Origin of the sequence: Microbacterium sp. ANT_H45B (assembly GCF_008369345.1) — a bacterium.
Taxonomy (GTDB): domain Bacteria; phylum Actinomycetota; class Actinomycetes; order Actinomycetales; family Microbacteriaceae; genus Microbacterium.
The window spans coordinates 1195565-1218138 of the sequence record NZ_VOBK01000002.1; the positions used below are offsets into that span (position 1 = coordinate 1195565).

Consider the following 22574-nt stretch of genomic DNA (forward strand, 5'->3'; position numbering starts at 1 on the left):
GCACGTCTGGGCCGGACGGGAATCCTCCCGTCCGGCCCACCCATCGAAAGCACCTCATCGTGACCTCCTTCTCCATCGGCGAGACCGATTTCCTCCGCGACGGCCTCCCCCACCGGGTGATCTCAGGCGCCATCCACTACTTCCGGGTGCACCCCGACCAGTGGCAGGACCGCATCCGCAAGGCACGCCTGATGGGGCTGAACACGATCGAGACCTACGTCGCCTGGAACGCGCATGAGCCGCGGCGTGGCGAGTGGGATGCCACGGGATGGAACGACCTCGGTCGATTCCTCGATCTCATCCAGGCCGAGGGCATGGATGCGATCGTCCGACCCGGCCCCTACATCTGCGCCGAATGGCACAACGGCGGGCTTCCGAACTGGCTCACCGCCGGCGAGCGCGAGCTCCGCTCCTCCGAGCCCTCCTACCTGGCCGATGTGAGCGACTACCTGCGCCGCGTCTACGAGATCGTCGCTCCCCGGCAGATCGACCGAGGCGGCTCCGTCGTGCTCGTGCAGATCGAGAACGAATACGGCGCCTACGGCTCCGACAAGGACTACCTCCAGGCGCTCGTCGCGCTGACCCGCGAGGCGGGCATCACCGTCCCGCTCACCACGGTCGACCAGCCCACCGATCAGATGCTCGCCGACGGCAGCCTGCCCGAGCTGCACAAGACCGGCTCGTTCGGTTCACGCAGCGCCGAGCGCCTCGCCACCCTGCGCACGCACCAGCCCACCGGTCCCCTGATGTGCTCCGAGTTCTGGGACGGCTGGTTCGACTGGTGGGGCGGCGTGCACCACACCACCGATGTGGAGGCTGCGGCCTCCGACCTCGACAAACTCCTCGCCGCCGGCGCGTCGGTGAACATCTACATGTTCCACGGCGGCACGAACTTCGGCCTCACCAACGGCGCCAACCACAAGGGCCGCTACCTGCCGATCGTCACCTCGTACGACTACGACGCCCCTCTCGACGAGGCCGGGAATCCGACGGCGAAGTTCTTCGCCTTCCGCGACGTGATCGCCAGATACGCCCCCGTCCCCGACGAGCGACCACCCGCCGCGACGACCTCGCCGGCGTTCTCCGTTCCGCTCGCGCCTGCGGGCGCGTGGACGGATGCCGCGGGCGACGCGTCCGTGAGCGCCGATTCACCGGCGACCTTCGACGAGCTCGAGCACCTGAGCGCTCTCGTCCGCTACGACATCGAGCTGCCGGGAGGCCACGGAGGGCTTCTCGTCACCGACGAGGTGCGCGACCTCGCCTGGGTGAGCGTCGACGGCCAGGCCGTCGGGACGCTCTCGCGCGCCCGCCACGACCGCGCGCTGAGGGTCCCCGCGGGCCGCACACTCAGCATCCTCGTCGAAGAGCAGGGTCGCGTGAACTACGACCACCGGCTCGGCGAGCAGAAGGGCCTCATCGGCATCCCCACCATCGACGGCGCGCCCCTGACCGGATGGCGCTCGACACCGCTCGATGTCGCGGAGATCGCCGCGGAGATCACCGCCCGCGGCGGAGAGCCGTCGGGCGCGCCGTTCGCCGGACCATCCGCGTGGGTCGCGGACGTCGACCTCGATGCCCCCGCAGACCTCTTCCTCGACACCGCGTCGTGGAGCAAGGGGTACGCGTTCGTCAACGGGTTCTTCCTCGGCCGCTACTGGCGCAACGGTCCGCAGCGCACGCTCTTCGTGCCGGCACCCGCGACCGTCGCCGGAGCGAACAGGCTCGTCGTCCTCGAACTCGAGCACCTGCTCGCTCCGACCGCGGACTTCGTCTCGGAACTCGCTCTCGGCGACACCGAGGAATAGGGCTCAGGTCAGGGGCACCAGCGTGGCGTCGATCCGTCGGGCGTCGATCGTGACCGACATCATCGTGCACACCGGCTGACGGCGCCGATCCGTCGGCGACCCCGGATTCAGAAGGCGCATCCCCGACGGGGCCACCGTGTCCCACGGGATGTGGGAGTGCCCGAACACGAGAAGGCCCACCCCCGGGAAGGCGGCGTCCATACGCTTCTCTCGCCCCTGCTTCTGCCCGGTCTCGTGCACCACGGCCACCTCGACGCCCTCGACCGTCAGCCGAGCGATCTCGGGCAGCCGCTCGCGCAGCGCCGGGCCGTCGTTGTTGCCGTGGACGCCCACGAGCCGCCGTGCTCGTGACTCGAGCAGATCCAGGGTCGCGACGTCGATCCAGTCGCCCGCGTGCACGACGATGTCGGCCTCCTCGACCGCCGACAGCACCGCGGCGGGCAGTCTCTTGGCACGGGCGGGCACATGGGTGTCGGCGATCAGCAGCAGTCTCGTCGTCACGATCTTCTCGCCTCCCGTGGGCGTCGGCATCCGCATTCGACTCTACGCACGCGCTGCGACGGGATGTCATACGCACCCAGCAAACGTTCAGGAAGGCGTAGGATCTCTCGGTGCCCTGGTATACCAGGGCACTCGGATCTAAGGAGCAGCATGAGTACGACCACAGCGCCGGCGAATCCGCGTTCGCGCGTCATCACGGCGAGCCTCGTCGGCACCACGATCGAGTTCTACGACTTCTACGCGTATGCGACGGCGGCGGTGCTCGTCTTCCCGGTGCTCTTCTTCCCCACCGGAAACGACACGACCTCGCTGCTCTCGTCGTTCGCCGTCTTCGGCGCCGCGATGATCGCCCGCCCGATCGGTGCGGTGATCTTCGGACACTTCGGCGACAAGTTCGGCCGCAAGGCGACGCTCGTCGCCTCCCTGCTCACGATGGGCATCGCGACGTTCGTCATCGGCCTGCTGCCGACGTTCCAGCAGATCGGCTGGTGGGCGGCACTGCTGCTGCTGATCCTGCGCCTCGCGCAGGGCTTCGCCCTCGGCGGCGAGTGGTCGGGCGCCGCACTGGTCGCCACCGAGAACGCCCCCAAGGGCAAGCGCGCCTGGTACGGGACGTTCCCCCAGCTGGGAGCACCGCTCGGCTTCATCATCGCGAACCTGCTCTTCCTCACGATCAACTGGCTGCTGCCGCACTCCGAGAACCCCGCCCTCAAGTCCGAGGCGTTCCTGTCGTGGGGCTGGCGCATCCCGTTCCTGTTCTCCGCCGTGATGGTCATCATCGGACTGTGGGTGCGGCTGAAGCTCGTCGAGTCCGAGACCTTCACTAAGGCCGAGAAGAAGGGCGCGATCCGCAAGCTGCCACTCGCCACCGTCTTCCGCCACCACTGGCGGCAGCTCATCCTAGGCACGTTCATCATGCTGGCGACCTACGTGCTGTTCTACCTGATGACGAACTTCACCCTCGCCTACGGCACCAAGCCCGCCTCGCTCGAGACCGCGTCGGCCGCAGCTCAGGCCGCCGCCGAGGCGACGGGCAAGGACTTCGACGCCGCCGCCTTCGCGTCTCAGTTCTACCCGGGCCTCGGATTCGGCTACACCGACTTCGTGCTCATGCAGATCATCGGCGTGGTGTTCTTCGGTGTCTTCACGCTGCTCTCCGGTCCCATCGCCGACAAGATCGGGCGCCGCCGGCTGCTGATGTGGGTCACCGGACTCATCATCGTGTTCGGTCTCACCTTCAACGCCTTCCTGCTGCCCGCGGTCGACCCCAAGTTCACGGGTGCGCTCGCCCAGGCGTTCCTCGTGTTCGGCTTCATGCTGATGGGGGCGACGTTCGGTCCGATGGGCGCGCTGCTGCCCGAACTCTTCCCGACGAACGTGCGCTACACCGGCTCCGCGATCTCGTACAACGTGTCGTCGATCCTCGGCGCCGCGCTCGCTCCCATCGTCGCGCTGTGGCTGTGGGAGCTCGGTGACGGCGCGCCCTGGCTCGTCGGCCTCTACCTGTCGGCGATGGGCGTTCTCACCTTCATCGCGCTGTTCCTCTCGAAGGAGACCAAGGACAACGACTACGACGAGGACCTCGGCGTCACCGCCGCCGGGCGCTGACACGGCCTCTCAGGAGAAAGGGCGGCACCTCCTCGGAGGTGCCGCCCTTTCCGGTTCCCGCACGCCGTCCGCTCCGCCCCACGCCAGGATCCTCGCTCTCAGTACGAGGCCGTGACCGTCCTGGCGGCGCCGTCGAGCACCATCGAACCGCCGTACGGCACGATCCACTGCGGACGCGTGTGGCCGAAGGGCACACCCACGCAGACCACGGCATCCGGGTTGTATCGCGCCACCGTCTCGATCACGACGTCGCGCTGCGCCGCGCGCAGGGAGCCTGCCTCCCCCGCCGACGGCCGGAAGTCGAAGTCGCTCACCGGCGGTCGCGCGACCACCACCCCGGCGACGGCGCCGAGGATCCCCCGCTCGCCGAGTCCGCGCAGCCAGCGCGCGACCCAGCTCGCCGCCGGACGCTCCTCGCTCGTCTCCAGCAGCAGGATGCCGCCGCGCAGCTCGTACGGGGTGGGCAGCCGGTCGGCGAGCGCCAGCTGATCGATCACCTCGAGGCATCCGCCCCAGGTGCGCCCCTCCACTCGCGCGGCGGGGCCCGCCCAGGTCCACTCCGGCGTCGGGATGCGATCGCCGTACTCGGTGAGTGCGCGCGGGTCCGTCCAGCGCCGGCCGACATCCTCCGATTCCCCGGGTTCGGTGATCGCGATGTCGCCGCCGTCGAGCAGCGCTCCGCGCAGCGACCGCAGATGCACGTCGTCGACCGCGGGTCCGGGGCCGAGGTGCACGGCGGTGGAGCCGCCGTAGTACCCGCGGATGCCCAACCCCCAGAGCCAGCTGAGGATGTTCGTGTTGTCGCTGTAGCCGAGGAAGGGCTTGGGATCGGCCTGCGCGAGCGCAGCGTCGAGGTGGGGCACGACGAGGATCTGATCGTCGCCGCCGATGGTGGCGAGGATGGCGCGGATGCGCGGGTCCGCGAAAGCCGCGTTCACGTCGGCGGCCCGCGCCTCGGGGGTCGCATCGAGCTCACGCGTGGTCGGATACTCGACGGGGATCAGACCGGTGAGATCCTGCAGCCGGCGCATCGCCTGCTCGTGGATCTGCGGTGCGACGGCCGGAGCGGCGAAGGCCGGTGAGAGGATGGCGACATGGTCGCCGGGGACGGGTCTCGGTGCAGCCAGCATCGCCCCAGTCTCGCATCACGAGACGCGCACAGCCCATCCACAGAATCGGCCGCGGCACGAAGTACGGTCGAACTACTCCCCCAGCAGATCGAGGTCCCGCATGTCCAGCACGGCGACACCACGCCGACGCGGACGCGGCGCGCACCAGGACGGCCCGCGCGCCACTTTCCGCCAGCTCCTCCCCTTCCTCTTCGAGCACAGGCGCACGCTCATCGTCGTCGCCGTGCTCAGCGTGTTCGGCGCGGCCACCTCCCTCGCCCAGCCGCTGCTGGTGGGTCAGGTCATCGAGGCCGTGCAGTCCGATGAGGGCCTCGGCATCATCGTGTGGGTGCTCATCGGGCTCGTGGTCGTGTCGTCGATCATCTCGGGGTACCAGCACTACCTCCTGCAGCGCACCGGCACGGCGGTCGTCTACTCCAGCCGGCGCAAGCTGATCTCCCGCATCCTGCACCTGCCGATCAGCGAGTTCGACGCTCGCCGCACCGGCGACCTGGTCTCACGGGTCGGCACCGACACGACGCTGCTCTACGCCGTGCTCACCCAGGGACTGGCGGATGCCGTCGGCAGCGCGATCCTGTTCCTCGGCGCGCTGATCGCCATGCTCGTGATCGACCCGGTGCTGCTGCTGCTCATCGTGGTCGTCATCGGCGTCTCGGTGGTCGTCGTGGTGGCGCTGAGCGGCCACATCCGCACGGCGTCGACGGCCCAGCAGGAGAAGGTCGGAGAGCTCGCCTCCGGTGTGGAGCGGGCCGTGGGATCCATCCGCACCGTCCGAGCCTCGGGGGCCACCGAGCGCGAGACCGCGTCCGTGTCGACGCTCGCGTCGGAGGCGTACGGGATCGGCGTGCGGATCGCGAAGATCTCCTCCCTCGTCGTGCCGATCGCGGGCGTGGCGCTGCAGGTGTCGATGCTCGTCGTGCTGGGCGTCGGCGGATTCCGGGTCGCGGCCGGCACGATCACGATCGCGTCGCTGATCACCTTCATCCTGTTCCTGTTCATGCTCGTGATGCCGCTCGCGACGACCTTCGGCGCCATCACCTCGGTGAACCAGGCGCTGGGCGCGCTCGGCCGCATCCAGGAGGTGCTGAATCTGCCGACCGAGACCGAGCACGATGCCGAGACCGCCGCGTCGGTCACCCGCGACGCGGCGGACCCCGCGGCTCCCGCCATCGAGTTCCGGGATGTGCGCTTCCGCTATCCCGAGAACGTCGTCGCCGCCCGCCAGGCCGCGGCGAAGGAGGCCAAGACGCTGCTCGCCGACGCGCATCTCGAGCGGACCGACACGCTCGAGACGACCGACGCGGAGGCCTCGGGCCCGGGGCGCGATGTCCTGCGCGGCGTCTCGTTCGCCGTGCCACGCGGTGCCCGCGTGGCACTCGTCGGTCCCAGCGGCGCCGGCAAGAGCACCATCCTGTCGCTCATCGAGCGTTTCTACGACCCTACGGGCGGCTCGATCCGCCTGTACGGGCACGATGTGCGCACGTACCCGCGCGATGAGCTGCGGGCGCAGTTCGGGTATGTGGAGCAGGATGCTCCCACGCTCGCCGGGACCCTCGCCGACAACCTGCGCCTCGCGTCGCCCGATGCCTCCGATGCGGCGTGCGAACAGGTGCTGCGCGCGGTGAACCTCGGGGATGTGCTCGAACGCAGCCCGCTCGGCCTCTCGGCCCCGGTCGGGGAGGACGGCGTCATGCTCTCAGGCGGAGAGCGTCAACGCCTCGCGATCGCCCGTGCTCTGCTCACGGACGCACCGATCCTCCTGCTCGACGAATCCACGTCATCGCTCGACGGCGTGAACGAGCAGCGCATGCGCGAGGCGATCGACGCGGTCTCCACCGACCGCACGCTCATCGTGATCGCGCACCGGCTGTCGACGGTGGTCGACAGCGACCTGATCGTCGTGCTGCAGGACGGCGTCGTCGTCGGCCAGGGCACGCACGTCGAGCTCGTGGAGTCGACGCCGCTCTACCGCGACCTGGCCCGGCACCAGCTGCTCGCCTGATCGCGAGACCCCACACAGAGAAGTACGCGAGGGCGGGATGCCGGAGACCACTCAGCCATGGGTTCGTCTCCGACGTCCCGCCCTCGCGGGTCGGGGGAAGGGTGGGACGCCGGCTCCCCCGAACCGGCGCCCGGTCTGTCACGCCTTGTCGAGGCGGTAGCGCAGTGACGCCAGCTCGGCGCGGAGTGCCGCCGGCACCTTCTCGCCGAAGGTGTCGTAGAACTCCTCGGTGAGGTCGGCCTCGTGCTTCCAGGCCTCGGCGTCGACGGCGAACAGCTCGTCGAGGTCGGCCTGCGGCACATCGATGCCGTCGAGGTTGAGATCCGACATGATCGGCAGACGGCCGATCGGGCTGTCGACCGTGGAGACGTCTCCCGAGATGCGGCGGATGATCCAGTCGACGACGCGCGAGTTGTCGCCGAATCCGGGCCACAGGAAGCGTCCGTCGGAGCCACGGCGGAACCAGTTGACCTGGAAGATGCGCGGTGCGCGGTCGAACCGCAGGCCGCGACCGACCGAGAGCCAGTGGCCGAAGTAGTCGGCCATGTTGTAGCCGCAGAAGGGGAGCATGGCGAACGGATCGCGGCGCAGCTCGCCGACCGTGCCCTCGGCCGCGGCCGTGCGCTCGGAAGAGATGTTCGAACCGAGGAACACGCCGTGCGTCCAGTCCGTCGCCTCGACGACGAGGGGCACGTTGGTCGCGCGGCGTCCGCCGAACAGGATGACGTCGAGCGGCACGGCCTCCTCCCAGTCCTCCGAGATCTGCGGGCACTGCGCGGCCGAGACCGTGAAGCGCGAGTTGGGGTGCGCGGCCGGACGGTCCGAATCCGGGGTCCAGTCGTTTCCCTCCCAGTCGGTCAGGTGCGCGGGGGCCTGATCCGTGAGCCCCTCCCACCACACGTCGCCATCGGGGCGCAGCGCCACGTTCGTGAAGATCGTGTTGCCCCAGAGGGTCTCGACCGCGGTGACGTTGGTCGATTCGCCGGTGCCCGGTGCGACGCCGAAGAACCCGGCCTCGGGGTTGATCGCCCAGAGGCGGCCGTCCTCGCCCGGGCGGATCCAGGCGATGTCGTCACCCAGCGTCTCGACGCGCCAACCGGGGATCGTCGGACGCAGCATGGCGAGGTTCGTCTTGCCGCACGCCGACGGGAAGGCGGCGGCGACGTGGTAGGCCTTGCCTGCAGGATCGATCACCCGGATCAGCAGCATGTGCTCGGCGAGCCAGCCCTCGTCACGGGCGATCACCGACGCGATGCGCAGCGCGAAGCACTTCTTGGCGAGGATCGCGTTGCCCCCGTATCCGGAGCCGAACGAGTACACCTCGAGCGTCTCGGGGAAGTGCACGATGTACTTGTCGTCGTTGCAGGGCCACTCGACATCGGCAGCGCCCGAGGCCAGCGGCGCGCCGACGGAGTGCACGGTCTTGACCCACGGGGCGCCGTCGGCGATCTGTCGCGTGACGGCGTCGCCGACGCGTGTCATGATCCCGATGGAGGTGACGGCGTAGGCGCTGTCGGTGACCTGGACGCCGATGTGCGACAGCGGCCCTCCGACCGGCCCCATCGAGAACGGCACGACGAACATCGTGCGTCCGCGCATCGACCCCTCGAAGATCTCGGTCATCTTCTCGCGCATCTGCGCGGGCGGCGCCCAGTTGTTCGTGGGCCCGGCATCCTCTTCACGCTCCGAGGAGATGAAGGTGCGGCCCTCGGTGCGGGCGACGTCGCTGGGGTGCGAGCGGGCGAGGTACGAGCCGGGACGCCACTCGGGGTTGAGCTTGATGAGCTTGCCCTCGGCGACCATGCCGCGCAGCAGCCAGTCGTTCTCCGCGCGCGAGCCGTCGACCCAGTGGATCGAGGCCGGCTGCGTGAGGGCGGCGATCTCGTCGACCCACTCACGGAGCTCCGCCATCGCGGGGCCGTCATACGTCGGTGCCGTTCCGAAGGCGCGCACGGGTGCGACGGATGCTGCTCGGGGGGTGAAGACTTCGGCGATCGCCATGACTGCTCCTTGATGTCGGGGGCGTTGCATCCATCTTCTTCGCGTTGATGACGGACTTTCGGCCAATTTCGCGTATAAGAAACTGCATTCTTTAGATATGATCAAGGAATGGCGACATCCGGCATTCATCTCGCGACCCTCGGGCATCGCATCCGTCATCGGCGTCTCGAGAAGGGCTTCACGCTCGACGAGCTCGGCGCTCTCGTGGGCGTGGCCGGATCCCAGCTCAGCCTCATCGAGAACGGCAAGCGCGAGCCCAAGCTCTCCCTGCTGCAGGCGATCGCGCAGGCGACCGGCACCGAGGTCACCGACCTCATCTCTGCGGAGCCGCCCAACCGGCGCGCCGCGCTGGAGATCGAGCTCGAGCGCGCCCAGGAGAGCCCGGTGTTCCGTCAGCTCGGGGTCGCCCCCGTGCGGGTGACGAAGGGGATGAGCGACGAGACGATCGAGTCGATGCTCGGTCTGCACCGCGAACTGCTGCGCCGAGAGCGCGAGGCCATCGCGACCCCGGAGGAGGCGCGACGCGCGAACACCGAGCTGCGACTGCGCATGCGCGAACAGCACAACTATCTCGGCGACATCGAGAAGCTCGCCGAGAAGCAGCTGCGCTCGGCGGGTCACGTGCAGGGTGCGCTGACGCACCGCACCGTGAGCATCATGGCCGAGAAGCTCGGCTTCGAGCTCATCTACGTCAACGACCTGCCCCATTCGACGAGGTCGGTGACCGATGTCGAGAACGGCCGCATCTACCTGCCTCCGGCGTCGATCCCCGGCGGTCACGGCCTGCGGTCGATGGCGCTGCAGGCCATGGCGCACCGCCTGCTCGGCCACACCCCGCCCACCGACTACGCCGACTTCCTGCAGCAGCGGCTCGAGATCAACTACTTCGCCGCGTCCTGCCTGATGCCCGAGACCGCGTCCGTGGCCTTCCTGCAGCAGGCGAAGAAGGACCGCAACCTCGCGGTCGAGGACTTCCGCGACGCGTTCGGCGTGACCCACGAGGCCGCGGGCATGCGCATGACGAACCTGCTCACCCAGCACCTGGGCATGTCACTGCACTTCCTGCGCGTCGACGCCACGGGCGCCATCACCCGCGTCTACGAGAACGACGGTCTGCCCCTGCCGATGGATGTCACAGGAGCCGTGGAGGGCCAGCGCGTGTGCCGCCGGTTCCAGGCGCGAGCGGCGTTCACCCAGCAGAACCGCACGAACGAGCACCACCAGTACACCGACACCCCCTCGGGAACCTTCTGGTGCTCCACCCAGACCGGCGCGTCGACGGACGGCGAGTTCTCGATCACGGTCGGCGTGCCCTTCGACGACGCACGCTGGTGGCGCGGACGCGAGACCGCCGACCGTGCGGTGTCGACCTGCCCCGACGAGGCCTGCTGCCGTCGCCCCTCCACCGACCTCACCGAGCGCTGGTACGGCAAGGCCTGGCCGAGTGCGCGCGTGCACACCCACATGTTCTCTCCGCTCCCCCGCGGCGCGTTCCCCGGCGTCGACGACAACGAGGTCTACAACTTCCTCTCCCGTCACGCCGACGAGTGAGCCGGAGCGGCCGCTCCGCCCTCGACGAACCGCGTGAAGCGGGCGAGCGCTGCGTCGACCGCGTCGTCGATCGGCCCCTCGCCCGGGACGGAGTCGAAGAGCTCGGCCGGGGCGCCGTGCGACGCGCTCGCGTGCGTCCAGCATCCGACGATCCTGCCGTGTGCGAGGATCGTCGCCCGCACCATGCCGTTCTTGCCCGGCCCCACCGCGGCGAGGTCCTCCGGCCGGCACACCGCCGTGCGGTCCGCGTACGAGATGTAGTACTCGTCGAAGGCTCCGAGCGCGTGCACGTCAGGCGCTGCGGCCGACCGGCGCGGACGCCGCGGGGAGACGAAGACCCCGTCGTCGACCTCGGAGACGCGATCCGCCGCACGCTCTCGGGCCTCGCGCGACTGCCCGAGGGTGAGGCCGGACCACCAGGCGAAGTCTGCGATCCCGGCGGGTCCGTGACCGTCGATGAAGCGGACGAAGAGCTCGGCGAGCGGATCGTCGGGCGATCCGTGCTCGTGGATGTGCTCGGCCACCAGCATGAACCGCTGCTCGCGGGTGATTCCCGGGCGCGCGACGACGGGGCCCTGGCACAGGAGCCCCCGCAGTGTGAGCTCGGCCAGCAGGTGGATCCCCCGCTGCCCCGTCGGGTCGACCCCCGCCCCGCGGAACAGGTCGAACAGCTCGGCGCGCGTCGCGCCGCCGTCTCGGAGCGGAGGCACGATCGCCCGGGTGACCGCGTCGATCATCTCGTCGTCGATCCCCAGATCGCGTCGTCTCGTGGCGGCCTGCTGACGCTGACGCCGACCGGTCACGGAGAGCACCCAGCCGAGATCCCGCGCGGGGATGATGTGCAGGGTCCCGCGCATCGTCCACGCGCGCACCAGGTCTCCCCGCTCGAACGCCCGGTCGACCGCGCGCAACGGCGGCTCTCCTCCCGTGCGGCACGCCAGGGCCCATCGACCGGCGAGGAGGTCCTGGCTCTGCACGGCGAGCATGTGCGCCGCCGCGTCGGTCACCGAACGCGCCGGGGCACTGAGCCGGTGCGAGCGCAGACGCTCCGACAGCAGGGTCGAGGTCTTCATACCCTCATCATGCCCGTGGCCTGCGACACCCCGCTGCGACCCGGCGTCGCTCAGCCGTGCAGCGTGACCTCTCGCCGCTCCGGCAGCACGATCGGGTGCGAACCGGCCATGACCTCGAGCACGCGGATGACCTGGCAGGAGTATCCGTACTCGTTGTCGTACCAGACGTAGAGCACGATGTCCGTGTCGGTGGCGATGGTCGCGAGGCCGTCGACGATCCCGGCGCGGTGCGATCCGACGAAGTCCGTCGAGACGACCTCCGGGCTCTCGACGTAGTCGATCTGCTGGCGCAGCTTCGAGTGCAGTGAGACACGACGCAGGTAGTCATTGAGCTCGTCTTTGACCGCGGGCCGCTCGAGGCTCAGATGCAGCACGGCCAGCGAGACGTCGGGCGTGGGCACGCGGATCGCAGAGCCGGTGAGCTTGCCCTCGAGCTCGGGGAGCGCCCGGGCGACGGCCTTGGCCGCCCCGGTCTCGGTGATCACCATGTTCAGCACCGCCGAGCGGCCTCGGCGGTCGCCGCTGTGGAAGTTGTCGATCAGGTTCTGGTCGTTGGTGAAGGAGTGCACCGTCTCGACATGCCCGCGGACGATGCCATACGCCTCGTCGACCGCCTTGAGCACGGGCGTGATCGCGTTCGTCGTGCACGATGCGGCGGTGATGATGCGGTCGTCGGGGTCGATGGTGAGGTCGTTGATCCCGTGCACGATGTTCTTCAGCGCACCTTTGCCCGGAGCGGTGAGAAGCACCCGCGCGACGCCAGTCGACTCCAGATGCCGGCTGAGCCCCGCCTCGTCGCGCCAGCGTCCGGTGTTGTCGACGACGATCGCGTCATGGATGCCGTAGGCGGTGTAGTCGATCGTCGAGGGGTCATCGGAGTAGATGACCTGGATGCGGGTGCCGTTGGCGATGATCTGGTCGGCGTCTTCGTCGACCGTCACGGAGCCGGCGAACCGGCCGTGCACCGAGTCGCGCAGCAGCAATGACGCGCGCTTGACGAGGTCGTTCTCGGCCCCCCGCCGCACCACGATCGCGCGCAGGCGCAGGCCGCTGCCCCCGCCGGTGTGGGCGATGAGGATGCGGGCGAGCAGACGGCCGATCCGGCCGAAACCGTAGAGCACGACGTCGGTGGGGGCGGCGGCGACGGCCCCGACCGCCGGCGCGAGCACCTCGGCAAGGTACGCGTCGAGCGGCAGACCGCTCTCGGCATGCCCCTCGACGAGACGCGCGAGGTCGAGCGACGACGCGCCCGGTGCCAGCTCGTGCACGGCCTCGAGCACCGCCAGGGTGTCGTCGACGACGATCTGTCCGTGGCCGAGCTGAGCGACGCGATCGTGCACTTCGACGATGCCCGTGGCGGAGAGCCCCAGCAGGCGGTGTCCGTGAAGCGAGGTGACCACGTCACGCTCGCGCTTGAGCGCGCCGATGAGCGGGATCATCCGCTCGGCCAGCTCTTCTCGCGCCATCCAGTCGTCGTGGGGTGCGGCGGGTACGTTCATCTGCGTCCTTGCATGTGTGAGCGCGCCGAGGTCGCCGGCGCGCGAGATTGCCGGGTGAACTTCGGGGGATGCGTCCAGGGTACGCGTCATGCGCGAGTGTTCAGAAATCGCGGCGTCGCACCCCGCCGTTCACCTGCCCGACAGGGAATCATGCGAGCATCCGACGCGTTCTCCCCCACGCACGCCTCCACGGACACCGCGCGCACGCCCTCGTCGAAAGGCACCCGATGACAGATCGCCCACGCCGTTCGGCCTGGCCGCCGCTGCTGATCGCGATCGTCCTCGAGGTCAGCGCCACCCTGTCGCTGCGCGCCGCCGAGGGCTTCGCGCATCCGCTGTGGCTGCTCCCCGTCGTGATCGGCTACACCGGCTCGCTGTGGCTGCTCTCGATCGTGCTGGACCGCGGGATGCCGGTGGGCGTGGCCTACGGCATCTGGTCGGCCATCGGCGTCGTGCTCACCGCCATCTTGGGCACGGTGCTCTTCGGCGAGCTGCTCGGAACGGTGCAGATCATCGGAATCGGCGCGATCGTGGTCGGCGTGCTGCTCGTCGAGCTCGGATCCCACGTGCGCGAGACACCCGCCGAGGCGACCTCGTGACCTGGGCGCTCCTCGTCGTCGCGATCGCGAGCGAGGTCACCGCGACTCTCAGCCTGCGCGCATCGGAGGGCCTGCGGCGGCGTCGATGGATCCCGGTGATCGTCGTCGGCTATCTCGCCGCGTTCACCCTGCTCGGCACGATCCTGGCGATGGGGATGCCGGTGGGCGTCGCCTACGGCGTATGGGCCGCCGCCGGCGTCGCGATCACGGCGATCCTGGGCAGGGTGATCTTCAAGGATCATTTCTCGGTCATGATGGCGATCGGGGTCGCGCTGATCGCTCTGGGCGTCGTGCTGATCGAGCTCGGCGGAGCGCACTGACGCGTCCTGTCACACACCCCGTCGGTCAGAATCCCAGCCACATCACACTGACTCCGACCGCCATCGCCCAGGACTCGACGGCGAGCAGGCGGGCGGTGCGCCCCCGATGCACGGGGGCGAGCACCCACTCGCAGACGACCGTCCACAGCACCACGGCGACGACCCCGGCCACGACGAGCACGGACAGCACGCCGTCGAGCCCGTGCGCGCCGTGACCGCCCGCCTCGACCGCCCGCCTTCCCGTCGACAGGCTCTCGAACGAGCAGATCGCCATCACGAGCGACACCAGAGCACGGTGACAGCACGCGGTGGCCGCAGGCGTTCCGCGCACACCGGCGGTGCCGAGCATCGCCGACACGAGAAGGACGACCCCGAGCACGAGACCGATCATCGCGTCGCCGCCGCCGGCCGCGATCATGATCATCGCCGCCGCCATGATCAGGGCGCTCTGTCGTCCTTGCCACGGCACAGACCGCCACGCGCCGAGGCATGCCGCAGCCGACACGACGGCGGCGAGCGCCATCAGCCACGATGCTGCGGGGAGGAGGGGTTCCACGGTTCGGATTATATTGATCAGTCGCTCAAAATAGCGAGACCCCGCGCGATGCGGCAGGATGGGCGGGTGCCCCGTGTCGTAGATCACGATCAGCGCCGACGCCAGATCGCCGAGGCGCTTCTCGCCGTGGCGGCACGCGACGGGCACGAGGCCGTGTCGTCACGAGCGGTGGCCACGGAGCTCGGCGTGGCGACGGGATCGCTCTGGCATTACTTCGACGGGTTCGACGATGTGGTGCGCGCCGCAGCGACCGAGATCACCCGCCGCACCGACGAGCGGATCCGATCGGCGACCGCAGGACTGCGCGGCCTGGCCAGACTCGACGCCCTCATGCGCGAGGTCCTTCCCGTCGACGACGGCACCCGCACCGAGGCCTACGTGGTGGTCGGCTTCTGGGGCCGCCTGACGGCACTCGCCTCCAGTCCGGATGCGGGGTCACCGACCTTCGCGACCTGGCAGGACGTCATCAGCGAGTCCCTCGACGAAGCGGTCGCCGGCGGCGAGCTGTCACCGGCGACGCCGAAGCATGCGCTCATGTCATTGCTGCGGTCGATCACCTACGGGCAGCAGGTGATCGAGGTCACCGAGCCGCACGGCGCGGATGCACACCTCGCGGTGCTCGACAGCGTCCTCTCGCCCTGGCGAGCCTGAGCACCCGATCCGACCGGACGGCCTCGCCACCCGCTCGCCCCGCACCGCCCCACCCGGCATCCTCTCCCCCGACACTCTTGTGCGCGTCGGCCGCATCGGCGTACCATCATGCCAATCCGTTTATTGAGCACTCGCTCGAAATAGTGAGGTACGACGATGTCCCATCCCCAGCCCGTCACGATCGACCGGATCCCCACGCCGCACCCGCTCGACCCGCTCACCGGCGAGGAGATCGCCGCGGCCCGGGCGGTGCTCGAGTCCGCAGGCCTGCTCGGCGAGACCGTACGGGTGCCGATGCTCCTGCCCGACGAGCCCACCAAGCAGGAGCTCGCGACCTGGAAGCCCGGCGCGCCGATCGACCGACGCGTCGACGCGACACTGCTCGACACGGCGACGGGAATCGCGACCGAGGTCATCGTCTCGATCACCCGCGGCGAGGTGCTGCACGCCGAGCGCGTACCGAACGACGCCCCGCCGTATGGACAGCCGCAGTACCTCTTCGAGGAGTACGCCCGTGCGGAGGAGATCGTCAAGAGCTCCCCCGAATGGCAGGCCGCGATGACGCGGCGCGGTCTCGCAGAGCACAGGGAGCTTGCCTTCTGCGGACCTCTCGCCCCGGGGTACACCGGCCGGGCCGACGAGGTGGGGCGCCGAGTGATCCGCTCGCTCACCTTCCTGAAGTACGACGAGAACGACTCGCCCTGGGCGCATCCGGTCGAAGGCCTCGTGGTGCACATCGACCTGACCGCGGGCAGCGTGATCCGCATCGACGACGAGGGCGACGTGCCGGTTCCCGCCGGCCACGGCAACTACTACTCCGAGGTGCAGGGCGCGGCACGCACGACCCTCAAGCCGATCGAGATCACCCAGCCTGAAGGGCCGAGCTTCGCGGTCACCGGATCGCTCGTCGAGTGGGAGAACTGGTCGATGCGCGTGAGCTTCAACGCCCGTGAGGGTCTCGTGCTGCACGACGTCGCCTTCGACGGACGCTCGGTGCTCAGCCGCGCGAGCGTGCCCGAGATGGTCGTGCCCTACGGTGACACCGCCCCCGGCAGATTCTGGATCAGCTACTTCGACGCGGGCGAGTACCTGCTCGGCAAGAACGCGAACCACCTCGAACTCGGATGCGACTGCCTGGGCGTGATCCGCTATCTCGACGGCTACGTCGCCGACGATCACGGCAACCCCGTGCGCATCCCGAACGTCGTCTGCATGCACGAGGAGGACTACGGCATCCTCTGGAAGCACACCGACCTGGCGGGGCGCTCGGAGGTACGACGCTCGCGACGATTCGTGATCTCGTACTTCTCGACCATCGGCAACTACGACTACGGCTTCTACTGGAACTTCTCGCTCGACGGCTCGATCGAGGTGGTGGCCAAGGCGACCGGCATCGTGTTCGCCGGCGCCGGAGAACCCGGTGTGCGCCAGAAGCACGCGACCGAACTCGCACCGGGGGTGTTCGCGCCCGTGCATCAGCATCTGTTCTGCGCGCGACTCGACGTCGCGATCGACGGCGACGAGAACCGCCTCTTCGAGATCGACGCGCAGCGCGTCCCGATGGGTCCGGAGAATCCGTTCGGCAACGCCTTCACCTGGTCCGAGACGCAGCTCCGCACGGAGCTGGAGGCGCAGCGCGAGGCCGACACCTCGGTGGCCCGCGCCTGGGAGGTGCAGAGCACGACGCGCACGAATCATGTCGGGCGCCCGACCGCGTACCACCTGATCCCCGAACCGACCGCGCTGCTCATGGCCGATCCCGCGTCATCCGTCGCCGCCCGCGCCACGTTCGCGACCAAGCATCTGTGGGCGACGCAGCACGAGCGTGGTCAGAACTGGCCCGCCGGGAGATACCCCAACGCGCACCAGGGCGGATCCGGTCTGCCCGAATACTCGGCCGGCGATCGTTCGCTCGACGGCGAGGACATCGTGCTGTGGCACACGTTCGGCCTGACGCACTTCCCCCGCCCCGAGGACTGGCCCATCATGCCCGTCGACTACGCGGGATTCCGGTTCACACCGAACGGCTTCCTCGATCAGAATCCCGCGATGGACGTGCCGCCGTCCTCGCAGGCGCACGGCTCGGCACGGCCCGGATGCTGCGGTGGGGGCGAATCCTGCACCTGCGGCCACTGACCCGAGCGACCCGGTCCACGTATCGCTCACATCGGGCGCTCCTCGCGGGAGCTCGCAACCGCGTCAGAGCGCGTGAGCGTGGATCAGTGCGGATCGAAGGCCTCCTCTCTCAGGAGAGGTCGGCGATGGCGACGCGCAGCATGCCGTCCGCGGCGCGGAGCGCCTGGGCCGAGCGGTCCGCCGATGCTCCGGTCGAGAGCATGAGGATCGCGAGCTTGACCGAGCCGTCCGCCGAGGCGACGGCCGCCTTGGCCTCGTCGACGGTGGCACCCGTGAGTTCGGTGACCGTGCGGATCGAGCGGGCGTGCAGCTTCTCGTTCGTCGCGAGAAGGTCGACCATCACCCCGCGATGCGTCTTGCCGAGCTTGATCATCGACAGTGTCGTCAGCATGTTCACGACGAGCTTCTGCGCGGTGCCCGACTTCAGGCGCGTCGATCCCGAGACGAACTCCGGCCCCGTGACCACCTCGATCGCGATGTCCGCCACCGCGCCGATGTCGGATGCCGCGTTCGAGGCGATCGCGACGGTGAGCGCGCCGACTCCCCGAGCGAACTCCAGGCCTCCCACGACATACGGCGTGCGCCCGGAGGCGGAGATCCCCACCACCGTGTCCCGCTCGGTGAGTCCGAGCTCGCGCAGTGACAGGCCCGCGGCATCGGCGTCGTCCTCGGCGTTCTCGACCGCAGACCGAATCGCCGTCTCGCCGCCGGCGATGAGCCCGACCACCATCGACGGGTCGGTGCCGAAGGTGGGAGGGCATTCGCTCGCGTCGAGCACGCCGACGCGGCCGGCGGTGCCCGCACCGATGTAGATCAGGCGTCCCCCCTCGCGGAATCGCGCCGTGATGCCGTCGACCGCAGCCGCGATCTCGGCGCGGCGTTCGGCGACCGCATCAGGGACGCGCCGATCCTCGGCGTTCATCCGATCCACCAGCTCGATCGTGTCGAGCAGGTCGAGATCGCCGCGCTCGATCGTCGAGGCCTCGGTTCCGAGGGTCGACAGGACGTCGAGGAGCGTGGTCAATCTGGCGTGTTCATTCGGCACGATGCACGAACCTTTCATGGGGAAGATCGGCGCGGTCTGCGAGCAGCAGCGCGCCGTCGAGAGCATCGCCGGCGGAGACGACCACGGCATGTCCGGCAGCGCGCAGGGCCGCCTCGAGCGCGGCACGGAACCAGACATGCTCGGTGAGTCCGCCGTGCAGAGCCACCGCATCGCCACCCGATGCTGACGCACCGTTCGATGATGAGCCGCCGCGCGCCGAGGCGGCGGTCGCCGACGCGACGAGGAGGCGGATGCCCTCTGCGGCGATATCGGCGGAGACATCGTCACCGGACTCCGCGGCATCGAGCACGAGCGGGGCCAGCGTCGCGAGTCGTCGGGGCAGCGGACCGTCGTCTGCGAGCCAGGCGTGGATGGCGGACGGTGTGCCGATCGGGATCGCCACGGCATCCGTGAGTCGCGTACTCGGCCCGCGGCCGACGGATGCTCGCAGCACCGCGCGCAGCGCCTCGCGACCGAGCCACGAGCCGCTGCCGAAGTCTCCGAGCTCGGGCCCCCAGCCGTCCACGAGGACGGCTCGAGCGCCACCCGTCCCGCCGCCGCCGTCGTCGCCGCCGTCGTCATTGCCGCCGTCGTCGTCGTCCAGGCTGCCGTCGATTCCGAGGGCGGCAGCGCCTGTGCCGGCGATCAGGAGCACTCCGGCGCCGCCGCCGAGGGCACCGGCGTGCGCCGACACGACGTCGGAGGTCACGACGGCGGGGATGCCGAAGGTGTCGGCGAGCCGCCGAGCGAGTTCGGATGCCGCGGTCGGCGCGGTCCACGCTCCGGCAGCGCCGACGGAGATGGACGAGATCGGCACGTCGAGACGAGCTCTCAGGGGGAGGATCGATTCGAGCGCGGCGGCGACCCCACCGGTCGCAGCCAGGCCGGGCGCACCGACACCTTCATGGAGGGGGCGACGGGCGGATCGCCGGCCGGCGACGGCATCCGACTCCGAGACGACCACACGGCACCGCGACTTGCCGAGATCGACGGCCACGACGGCGGAGGGGGAAGGCATGGAAATAGTCTACGCAATGAGCACGCGGCGTGGAATAATTGTTCAGAGGCACCGGGGCGTCTCCCGACGCCCCTTCCCGACACGCCAGGACGCAGGAGAGCGATGAGCATCCAGACGACGATCGCGACAGCGGCCGAGAGTCTCCCGCCGTCGCTCGCGCGCATCGCCCGCACCATCACCGACGATCCGACGATCGTCGTCGACAGCACCATCACCGAGATCGCCGCGACCTGCTCGACCTCGGTCGCCTCCGTCGTGCGTTTCTGCCGCGCGATCGGCGTGAACGGATATGCGGCGCTGCGGATGGCTCTGGCCACCGAGCTCGGGCGAGAGTCCGCGCATTTCCCCGCGTCGACCGGGTTCGGCGCCGAGATCTCGGCCGCGGACTCCCTCCGGGAGGCGACGGCGAAGGTGGCGGCGCTCGAGCTGCTCGCGATCGAGGAGACGATCGCCGGCGTCGACTACGACGTGCTCGCCGCCGCCGTGGATGCGGTCGACGACGCCGACCGGATCCTGCTCTTCGGCATCGGCGCGAGCGGTCTCGTCGCGGCCGACCTCGGCCACAAGCTCCTGCGCATCGGTCATGCGGCGATCGTGCTCACCGACGCGCACGAGGCGAGCGCCGCAGCCGCGCTCGGCGCCAAGAAGACCGTGGCGATCGGCTTCTCCCACTCGGGCACGACTCGCGAGACGCTGCTCTTCCTGCAGACCGCACGATCGGCGGCGAGCACCACGATCGGCGTCACCGGCGCATCCGACTCCCCCCTGGCCGCGGAGGCCGATCACGCTCTGCTCAGCCACGCGCGAGAACCCCGCCTGCGTGCCGGGGCCATGGTCAGCCGGATCGCGCAGCTGGCCCTGGTCGACTGCCTCTTCGTGGGGGTCGCGCAGAAGCGCCATGCCCACTCGGTGCACGCCCTGCAGCGCACGGCCGACGCCACCCGGACGCTGCGCTGAGCCTCGCCCTCCCCCGGACGCTGCGCCGAGCCTCGCGCGGCCGCCCTCCGTCGGCATCGCAGAAGCCTCGCGGTTCTGAACGAGCCGGTGGTAGCATCACGACACGGATCGTATACAACGTCGTCGTTCCACCACCCGAGGTAGTCAATCATGAACGGTGTGCCCGCAGCCCCCGCCGAGTCGGTGTCCACGCTCGTCGCGCGCAACATCAGCGAATTCAGAGCGGCCGTCTCCGAGTCGTTCGTCCCGCTGCAGGTGTCGACGTCGGGTGCCGACCACTTCCGCGGCGTGATCCGCGGCGCCTCCGTCGACGAGGTGCACGTGAACGAGGTGCGTGCGACATCGCACGTCGTCGAGCGCACCCCCGAGCTCATCGCGCGCAGCGACCGGTCGTACTTCAAGCTCAGCCTGATGCTCGCCGGAACCGGGATGCTGATCCAGGACGACCGCGAAGCCGTGCTGCAGCCGGGCGATCTGGCCGTGTACGACACCGATCGCCCCTACTCCCTCGTGTTCGACGACGACTTCCGCACCATGGTCGTGATGTTCCCGAAGCACCTCATCAGCCTCCCGGCCGACATGGTCGGTCAGCTCACGGCCGTGCGGATCTCGGGACAGGGTGGACTCGGCGGAATGGTCGTCCCCTACCTGACGCAGCTCGCCGGCAACCTCGATCAACTCGCCGGAACCACGGGAGCGCGCCTGGCACACAGCGCCCTCGATCTCGTCACGACGGTCTTCACGCGGGAGCTCGGACTCGATGAGGTGTCGGCCGATCCGCACCGCGCACTGGTGCAGCGCATCCGCTCGTACATCGACCGCAACCTCGCCTCCACCGACCTCGGCCCCGCCTCGATCGCGTCGGCGCACTTCATCTCGACCAGGCACCTGCACGGACTCTTCCAGGAGCAGGGCGTCACGGTCTCGACGTGGATCCGCACCCGGCGCCTCGAGCAGTGCCGACGCGACCTGCTCGACCCGATGATCGCCGACCGTCCGGTCGCGGCCGTCGCCGCGCGGTGGGGGTTCGTGGATGCCGCGCACTTCAGCCGCGCGTTCAAGACGGCGTTCGGCATCTCCCCCAGCGAATACCGCGCCGCGCACTGACCCTGCGCGAGGCGGCGTCACCATCGCGCTATGCGATGCCGTCGCCGCCGGGTGCGGGGCGCGTCGGCAGTAGCCTGGGGAGATGACCGAGACCATCAGCGCCCGCGCCGTCCTGCTCGACATGGACGGCACTCTCGTCGATTCGACGGCCGTCGTGGAACGCCTGTGGCTGGCGTGGGCAGCGCCGCACGGGATCGACCCGGCGACCGTGCTGAGCGTCGTGCACGGACGTCAGGGCCATCAGAGCATGGCGATCATGCTGCCGGAGCGGGATCACGAGATCAACATCCGGGAGAACGCCGTGATGCTCGCGAACGAGAGCCAGGACGTCGACGGGGTCGTCGCCATCGAGGGCGCGGATGTGCTCCTTGCGGCGCTGCACCCCTACCCTCACGCGATCGTGACCTCGGCCGATCTCACGCTGATGAATGCGCGCATGGGGCAGGCGGGTCTCACTGTCCCCTCGCTGACCGTGACCGCAGAGAACGTGTCGGCATCGAAGCCGGATCCCGAGGGCTTCCTGCTGGGCGCGACGCTGCTCGGTGTCGACCCGGCCGACTGCGTGGTGTTCGAGGATTCGGGTGCGGGCATTCAGGCCGCTCACGCCGCGGGCATGCGCGTGATCGGGGTCGGCTCGCACGCCACCTCGCATGAACCGACCTTCCATGTCGACGACCTCACCCAGGTGGCCGTCGTGCCGACGGTCGACGGGTTCGAGCTCACCGTCCGGTGATGCGGCGCCCGTCGCACCGGTGATGCGATGATGCGATGATGCGATGACGGACTCTCGTCGATGACGGGCTCTCGTCGATGACGGACTCTCGTCGATGACGCTCGCCCCTGTCATCCCGTGCGGGCGAGCCGCGCGGGGACTCTCCGTCTGGCCGAGCTGAGTCGCGGGGTGCGCCATCGTTGGTCGGGGTCCCACCACGCCGGCCCTCGCACCTGGGGGATGCCGTCGTTCATGCGGATCTCCCACCCGGACTTCCCGAGCGATCGGTGATGCCACCAGCAC

19 protein-coding genes are annotated in these 22574 nt (G+C 69.6%); 11 read left to right on the plus strand and 8 right to left on the minus strand.

All coding sequences use genetic code 11. The annotated features are described in order from the left end of the window. The first annotated feature begins 59 nt into the window (after positions 1–59). Complete coding sequence (locus tag FQ142_RS12200) at positions 60–1805, plus strand: glycoside hydrolase family 35 protein (protein WP_149423445.1); 1746 nt, start codon at positions 60–62, stop codon at positions 1803–1805. A gap of 3 nt (positions 1806–1808) precedes the next feature. Here the strand turns inward: FQ142_RS12200 and FQ142_RS12205 are convergent, their stop codons facing one another. Then, positions 1809–2306 (minus strand): metallophosphoesterase family protein, encoded by a 498-nt coding sequence (locus FQ142_RS12205; protein ID WP_223145291.1) that lies wholly within the window; start codon positions 2304–2306, stop codon positions 1809–1811. A gap of 150 nt (positions 2307–2456) precedes the next feature. On the opposite strand from FQ142_RS12205, the gene FQ142_RS12210 reads away from it, so the two are divergent. After that, a complete protein-coding gene (locus tag FQ142_RS12210; RefSeq protein ID WP_149423447.1) occupies positions 2457–3914 on the plus strand; it encodes an MFS transporter in 1458 nt (485 codons plus the stop codon). 98 nt (positions 3915–4012) lie between these two features. On the opposite strand, the gene FQ142_RS12215 is transcribed toward FQ142_RS12210, so the two are convergent. Further along, positions 4013–5044 carry a S66 peptidase family protein gene (locus FQ142_RS12215; RefSeq protein WP_149423448.1) on the minus strand — a complete coding sequence of 344 codons (1032 nt, stop codon included), beginning with the start codon at positions 5042–5044 and terminating at the stop codon, positions 4013–4015. Between the two features lie 100 nt (positions 5045–5144). Here FQ142_RS12215 and FQ142_RS12220 point away from each other — a divergent pair, with 100 nt between their 5' ends. Next, the gene (locus tag FQ142_RS12220) at positions 5145–7046 is read left to right on the plus strand and encodes an ABC transporter ATP-binding protein (protein ID WP_149423449.1); all 1902 of its coding nucleotides are present in this window, start codon (positions 5145–5147) and stop codon (positions 7044–7046) included. Positions 7047–7184: 138 nt separating this feature from the next. Here FQ142_RS12220 and FQ142_RS12225 read toward each other — a convergent pair whose 3' ends face one another. After that, positions 7185–9047 carry a phosphoenolpyruvate carboxykinase (GTP) gene (locus FQ142_RS12225; RefSeq protein WP_188042381.1) on the minus strand — a complete coding sequence of 621 codons (1863 nt, stop codon included), beginning with the start codon at positions 9045–9047 and terminating at the stop codon, positions 7185–7187. 108 nt (positions 9048–9155) lie between these two features. Between FQ142_RS12225 and FQ142_RS12230 the strand changes: the two genes are divergently transcribed. Then, entirely contained in the window at positions 9156–10598 is a 1443-nt protein-coding gene (locus tag FQ142_RS12230) for a helix-turn-helix domain-containing protein (protein ID WP_149423450.1), read from the plus strand. On the opposite strand, the gene FQ142_RS12235 is transcribed toward FQ142_RS12230, so the two are convergent. Both FQ142_RS12235 and FQ142_RS12240 read right to left on the minus strand, forming a co-directional pair. Then, positions 10583–11671: a winged helix DNA-binding domain-containing protein gene (locus FQ142_RS12235; protein ID WP_149423451.1), complete on the minus strand. Its 1089-nt coding sequence runs from the start codon at positions 11669–11671 to the stop codon at positions 10583–10585. The genes FQ142_RS12230 and FQ142_RS12235 overlap by 16 nt on opposite strands. A 50-nt stretch (positions 11672–11721) precedes the next feature. Beyond that, complete coding sequence (locus FQ142_RS12240) at positions 11722–13170, minus strand: glyceraldehyde-3-phosphate dehydrogenase (RefSeq protein WP_149423452.1); 1449 nt, start codon at positions 13168–13170, stop codon at positions 11722–11724. A 227-nt stretch (positions 13171–13397) separates the two neighbouring features. On the opposite strand from FQ142_RS12240, the gene FQ142_RS12245 reads away from it, so the two are divergent. Beyond that, positions 13398–13769: a DMT family transporter gene (locus FQ142_RS12245; RefSeq protein WP_149423453.1), complete on the plus strand. Its 372-nt coding sequence runs from the start codon at positions 13398–13400 to the stop codon at positions 13767–13769. Further along, the gene (locus tag FQ142_RS12250) at positions 13766–14089 is read left to right on the plus strand and encodes a DMT family transporter (protein WP_149423454.1); all 324 of its coding nucleotides are present in this window, start codon (positions 13766–13768) and stop codon (positions 14087–14089) included. The genes FQ142_RS12245 and FQ142_RS12250 overlap by 4 nt, the downstream gene beginning before the upstream one ends. Positions 14090–14114: 25 nt before the next feature. On the opposite strand, the gene FQ142_RS12255 is transcribed toward FQ142_RS12250, so the two are convergent. Continuing rightward, positions 14115–14645, minus strand: a complete 531-nt coding sequence (locus FQ142_RS12255) for a hypothetical protein (RefSeq protein WP_149423455.1) — start codon at positions 14643–14645, stop codon at positions 14115–14117. A gap of 66 nt (positions 14646–14711) precedes the next feature. Here FQ142_RS12255 and FQ142_RS12260 point away from each other — a divergent pair, with 66 nt between their 5' ends. Together FQ142_RS12260 and FQ142_RS12265 are read left to right on the plus strand one after the other, a co-directional pair. Next, the gene (locus tag FQ142_RS12260; RefSeq protein WP_149423456.1) at positions 14712–15296 is read left to right on the plus strand and encodes a TetR/AcrR family transcriptional regulator; all 585 of its coding nucleotides are present in this window, start codon (positions 14712–14714) and stop codon (positions 15294–15296) included. Positions 15297–15452: 156 nt separating this feature from the next. Then, positions 15453–17432 carry a primary-amine oxidase gene (locus FQ142_RS12265; protein WP_188042382.1) on the plus strand — a complete coding sequence of 660 codons (1980 nt, stop codon included), beginning with the start codon at positions 15453–15455 and terminating at the stop codon, positions 17430–17432. Between the two features lie 109 nt (positions 17433–17541). Here FQ142_RS12265 and murQ read toward each other — a convergent pair whose 3' ends face one another. Continuing rightward, positions 17542–18477: an N-acetylmuramic acid 6-phosphate etherase gene (gene murQ / locus FQ142_RS12270; RefSeq protein ID WP_149423457.1), complete on the minus strand. Its 936-nt coding sequence runs from the start codon at positions 18475–18477 to the stop codon at positions 17542–17544. Further along, positions 18467–19495 carry a BadF/BadG/BcrA/BcrD ATPase family protein gene (locus tag FQ142_RS12275; protein WP_149423458.1) on the minus strand — a complete coding sequence of 343 codons (1029 nt, stop codon included), beginning with the start codon at positions 19493–19495 and terminating at the stop codon, positions 18467–18469. Before FQ142_RS12275 ends, murQ begins: the two co-directional genes overlap by 11 nt. 102 nt (positions 19496–19597) lie before the next feature. On the opposite strand from FQ142_RS12275, the gene FQ142_RS12280 reads away from it, so the two are divergent. The 3 genes from FQ142_RS12280 (at position 19598) to FQ142_RS12290 (ending at position 22292) form a co-directional block, all read left to right on the plus strand. Continuing rightward, on the plus strand, positions 19598–20452 hold the full coding sequence (locus tag FQ142_RS12280; protein ID WP_149423459.1) for a MurR/RpiR family transcriptional regulator: 855 nt from the start codon (positions 19598–19600) through the stop codon (positions 20450–20452). Between the two features lie 150 nt (positions 20453–20602). After that, on the plus strand, positions 20603–21559 hold the full coding sequence (locus tag FQ142_RS12285; RefSeq protein ID WP_149423460.1) for a helix-turn-helix domain-containing protein: 957 nt from the start codon (positions 20603–20605) through the stop codon (positions 21557–21559). 82 nt (positions 21560–21641) lie between these two features. Further along, positions 21642–22292: an HAD-IA family hydrolase gene (locus tag FQ142_RS12290; protein WP_149423461.1), complete on the plus strand. Its 651-nt coding sequence runs from the start codon at positions 21642–21644 to the stop codon at positions 22290–22292. The last annotated feature ends 282 nt before the right edge of the window (positions 22293–22574 follow it).

What these genes read in the sequence shown, in the direction of transcription:
- FQ142_RS12210 (WP_149423447.1), top strand. Translation starts at nt 2,457, where the DNA reads ATGAGTACGACCACAGCGCCGGCGAATCCGCGTTCGCGCGTCATCACG.
- FQ142_RS12215 (WP_149423448.1), bottom strand. Translation starts at nt 5,044, where the DNA reads ATGCTGGCTGCACCGAGACCCGTCCCCGGCGACCATGTCGCCATCCTC.
- FQ142_RS12220 (WP_149423449.1), top strand. Translation starts at nt 5,145, where the DNA reads ATGTCCAGCACGGCGACACCACGCCGACGCGGACGCGGCGCGCACCAG.
- FQ142_RS12225 (WP_188042381.1), bottom strand. Translation starts at nt 9,047, where the DNA reads ATGGCGATCGCCGAAGTCTTCACCCCCCGAGCAGCATCCGTCGCACCC.
- FQ142_RS12230 (WP_149423450.1), top strand. Translation starts at nt 9,156, where the DNA reads ATGGCGACATCCGGCATTCATCTCGCGACCCTCGGGCATCGCATCCGT.
- FQ142_RS12235 (WP_149423451.1), bottom strand. Translation starts at nt 11,671, where the DNA reads ATGAAGACCTCGACCCTGCTGTCGGAGCGTCTGCGCTCGCACCGGCTC.
- FQ142_RS12240 (WP_149423452.1), bottom strand. Translation starts at nt 13,170, where the DNA reads ATGAACGTACCCGCCGCACCCCACGACGACTGGATGGCGCGAGAAGAG.
- FQ142_RS12245 (WP_149423453.1), top strand. Translation starts at nt 13,398, where the DNA reads ATGACAGATCGCCCACGCCGTTCGGCCTGGCCGCCGCTGCTGATCGCG.
- FQ142_RS12265 (WP_188042382.1), top strand. Translation starts at nt 15,453, where the DNA reads ATGTCCCATCCCCAGCCCGTCACGATCGACCGGATCCCCACGCCGCAC.
- FQ142_RS12275 (WP_149423458.1), bottom strand. Translation starts at nt 19,495, where the DNA reads ATGCCTTCCCCCTCCGCCGTCGTGGCCGTCGATCTCGGCAAGTCGCGG.
- FQ142_RS12280 (WP_149423459.1), top strand. Translation starts at nt 19,598, where the DNA reads ATGAGCATCCAGACGACGATCGCGACAGCGGCCGAGAGTCTCCCGCCG.
- FQ142_RS12285 (WP_149423460.1), top strand. Translation starts at nt 20,603, where the DNA reads ATGAACGGTGTGCCCGCAGCCCCCGCCGAGTCGGTGTCCACGCTCGTC.
- FQ142_RS12290 (WP_149423461.1), top strand. Translation starts at nt 21,642, where the DNA reads ATGACCGAGACCATCAGCGCCCGCGCCGTCCTGCTCGACATGGACGGC.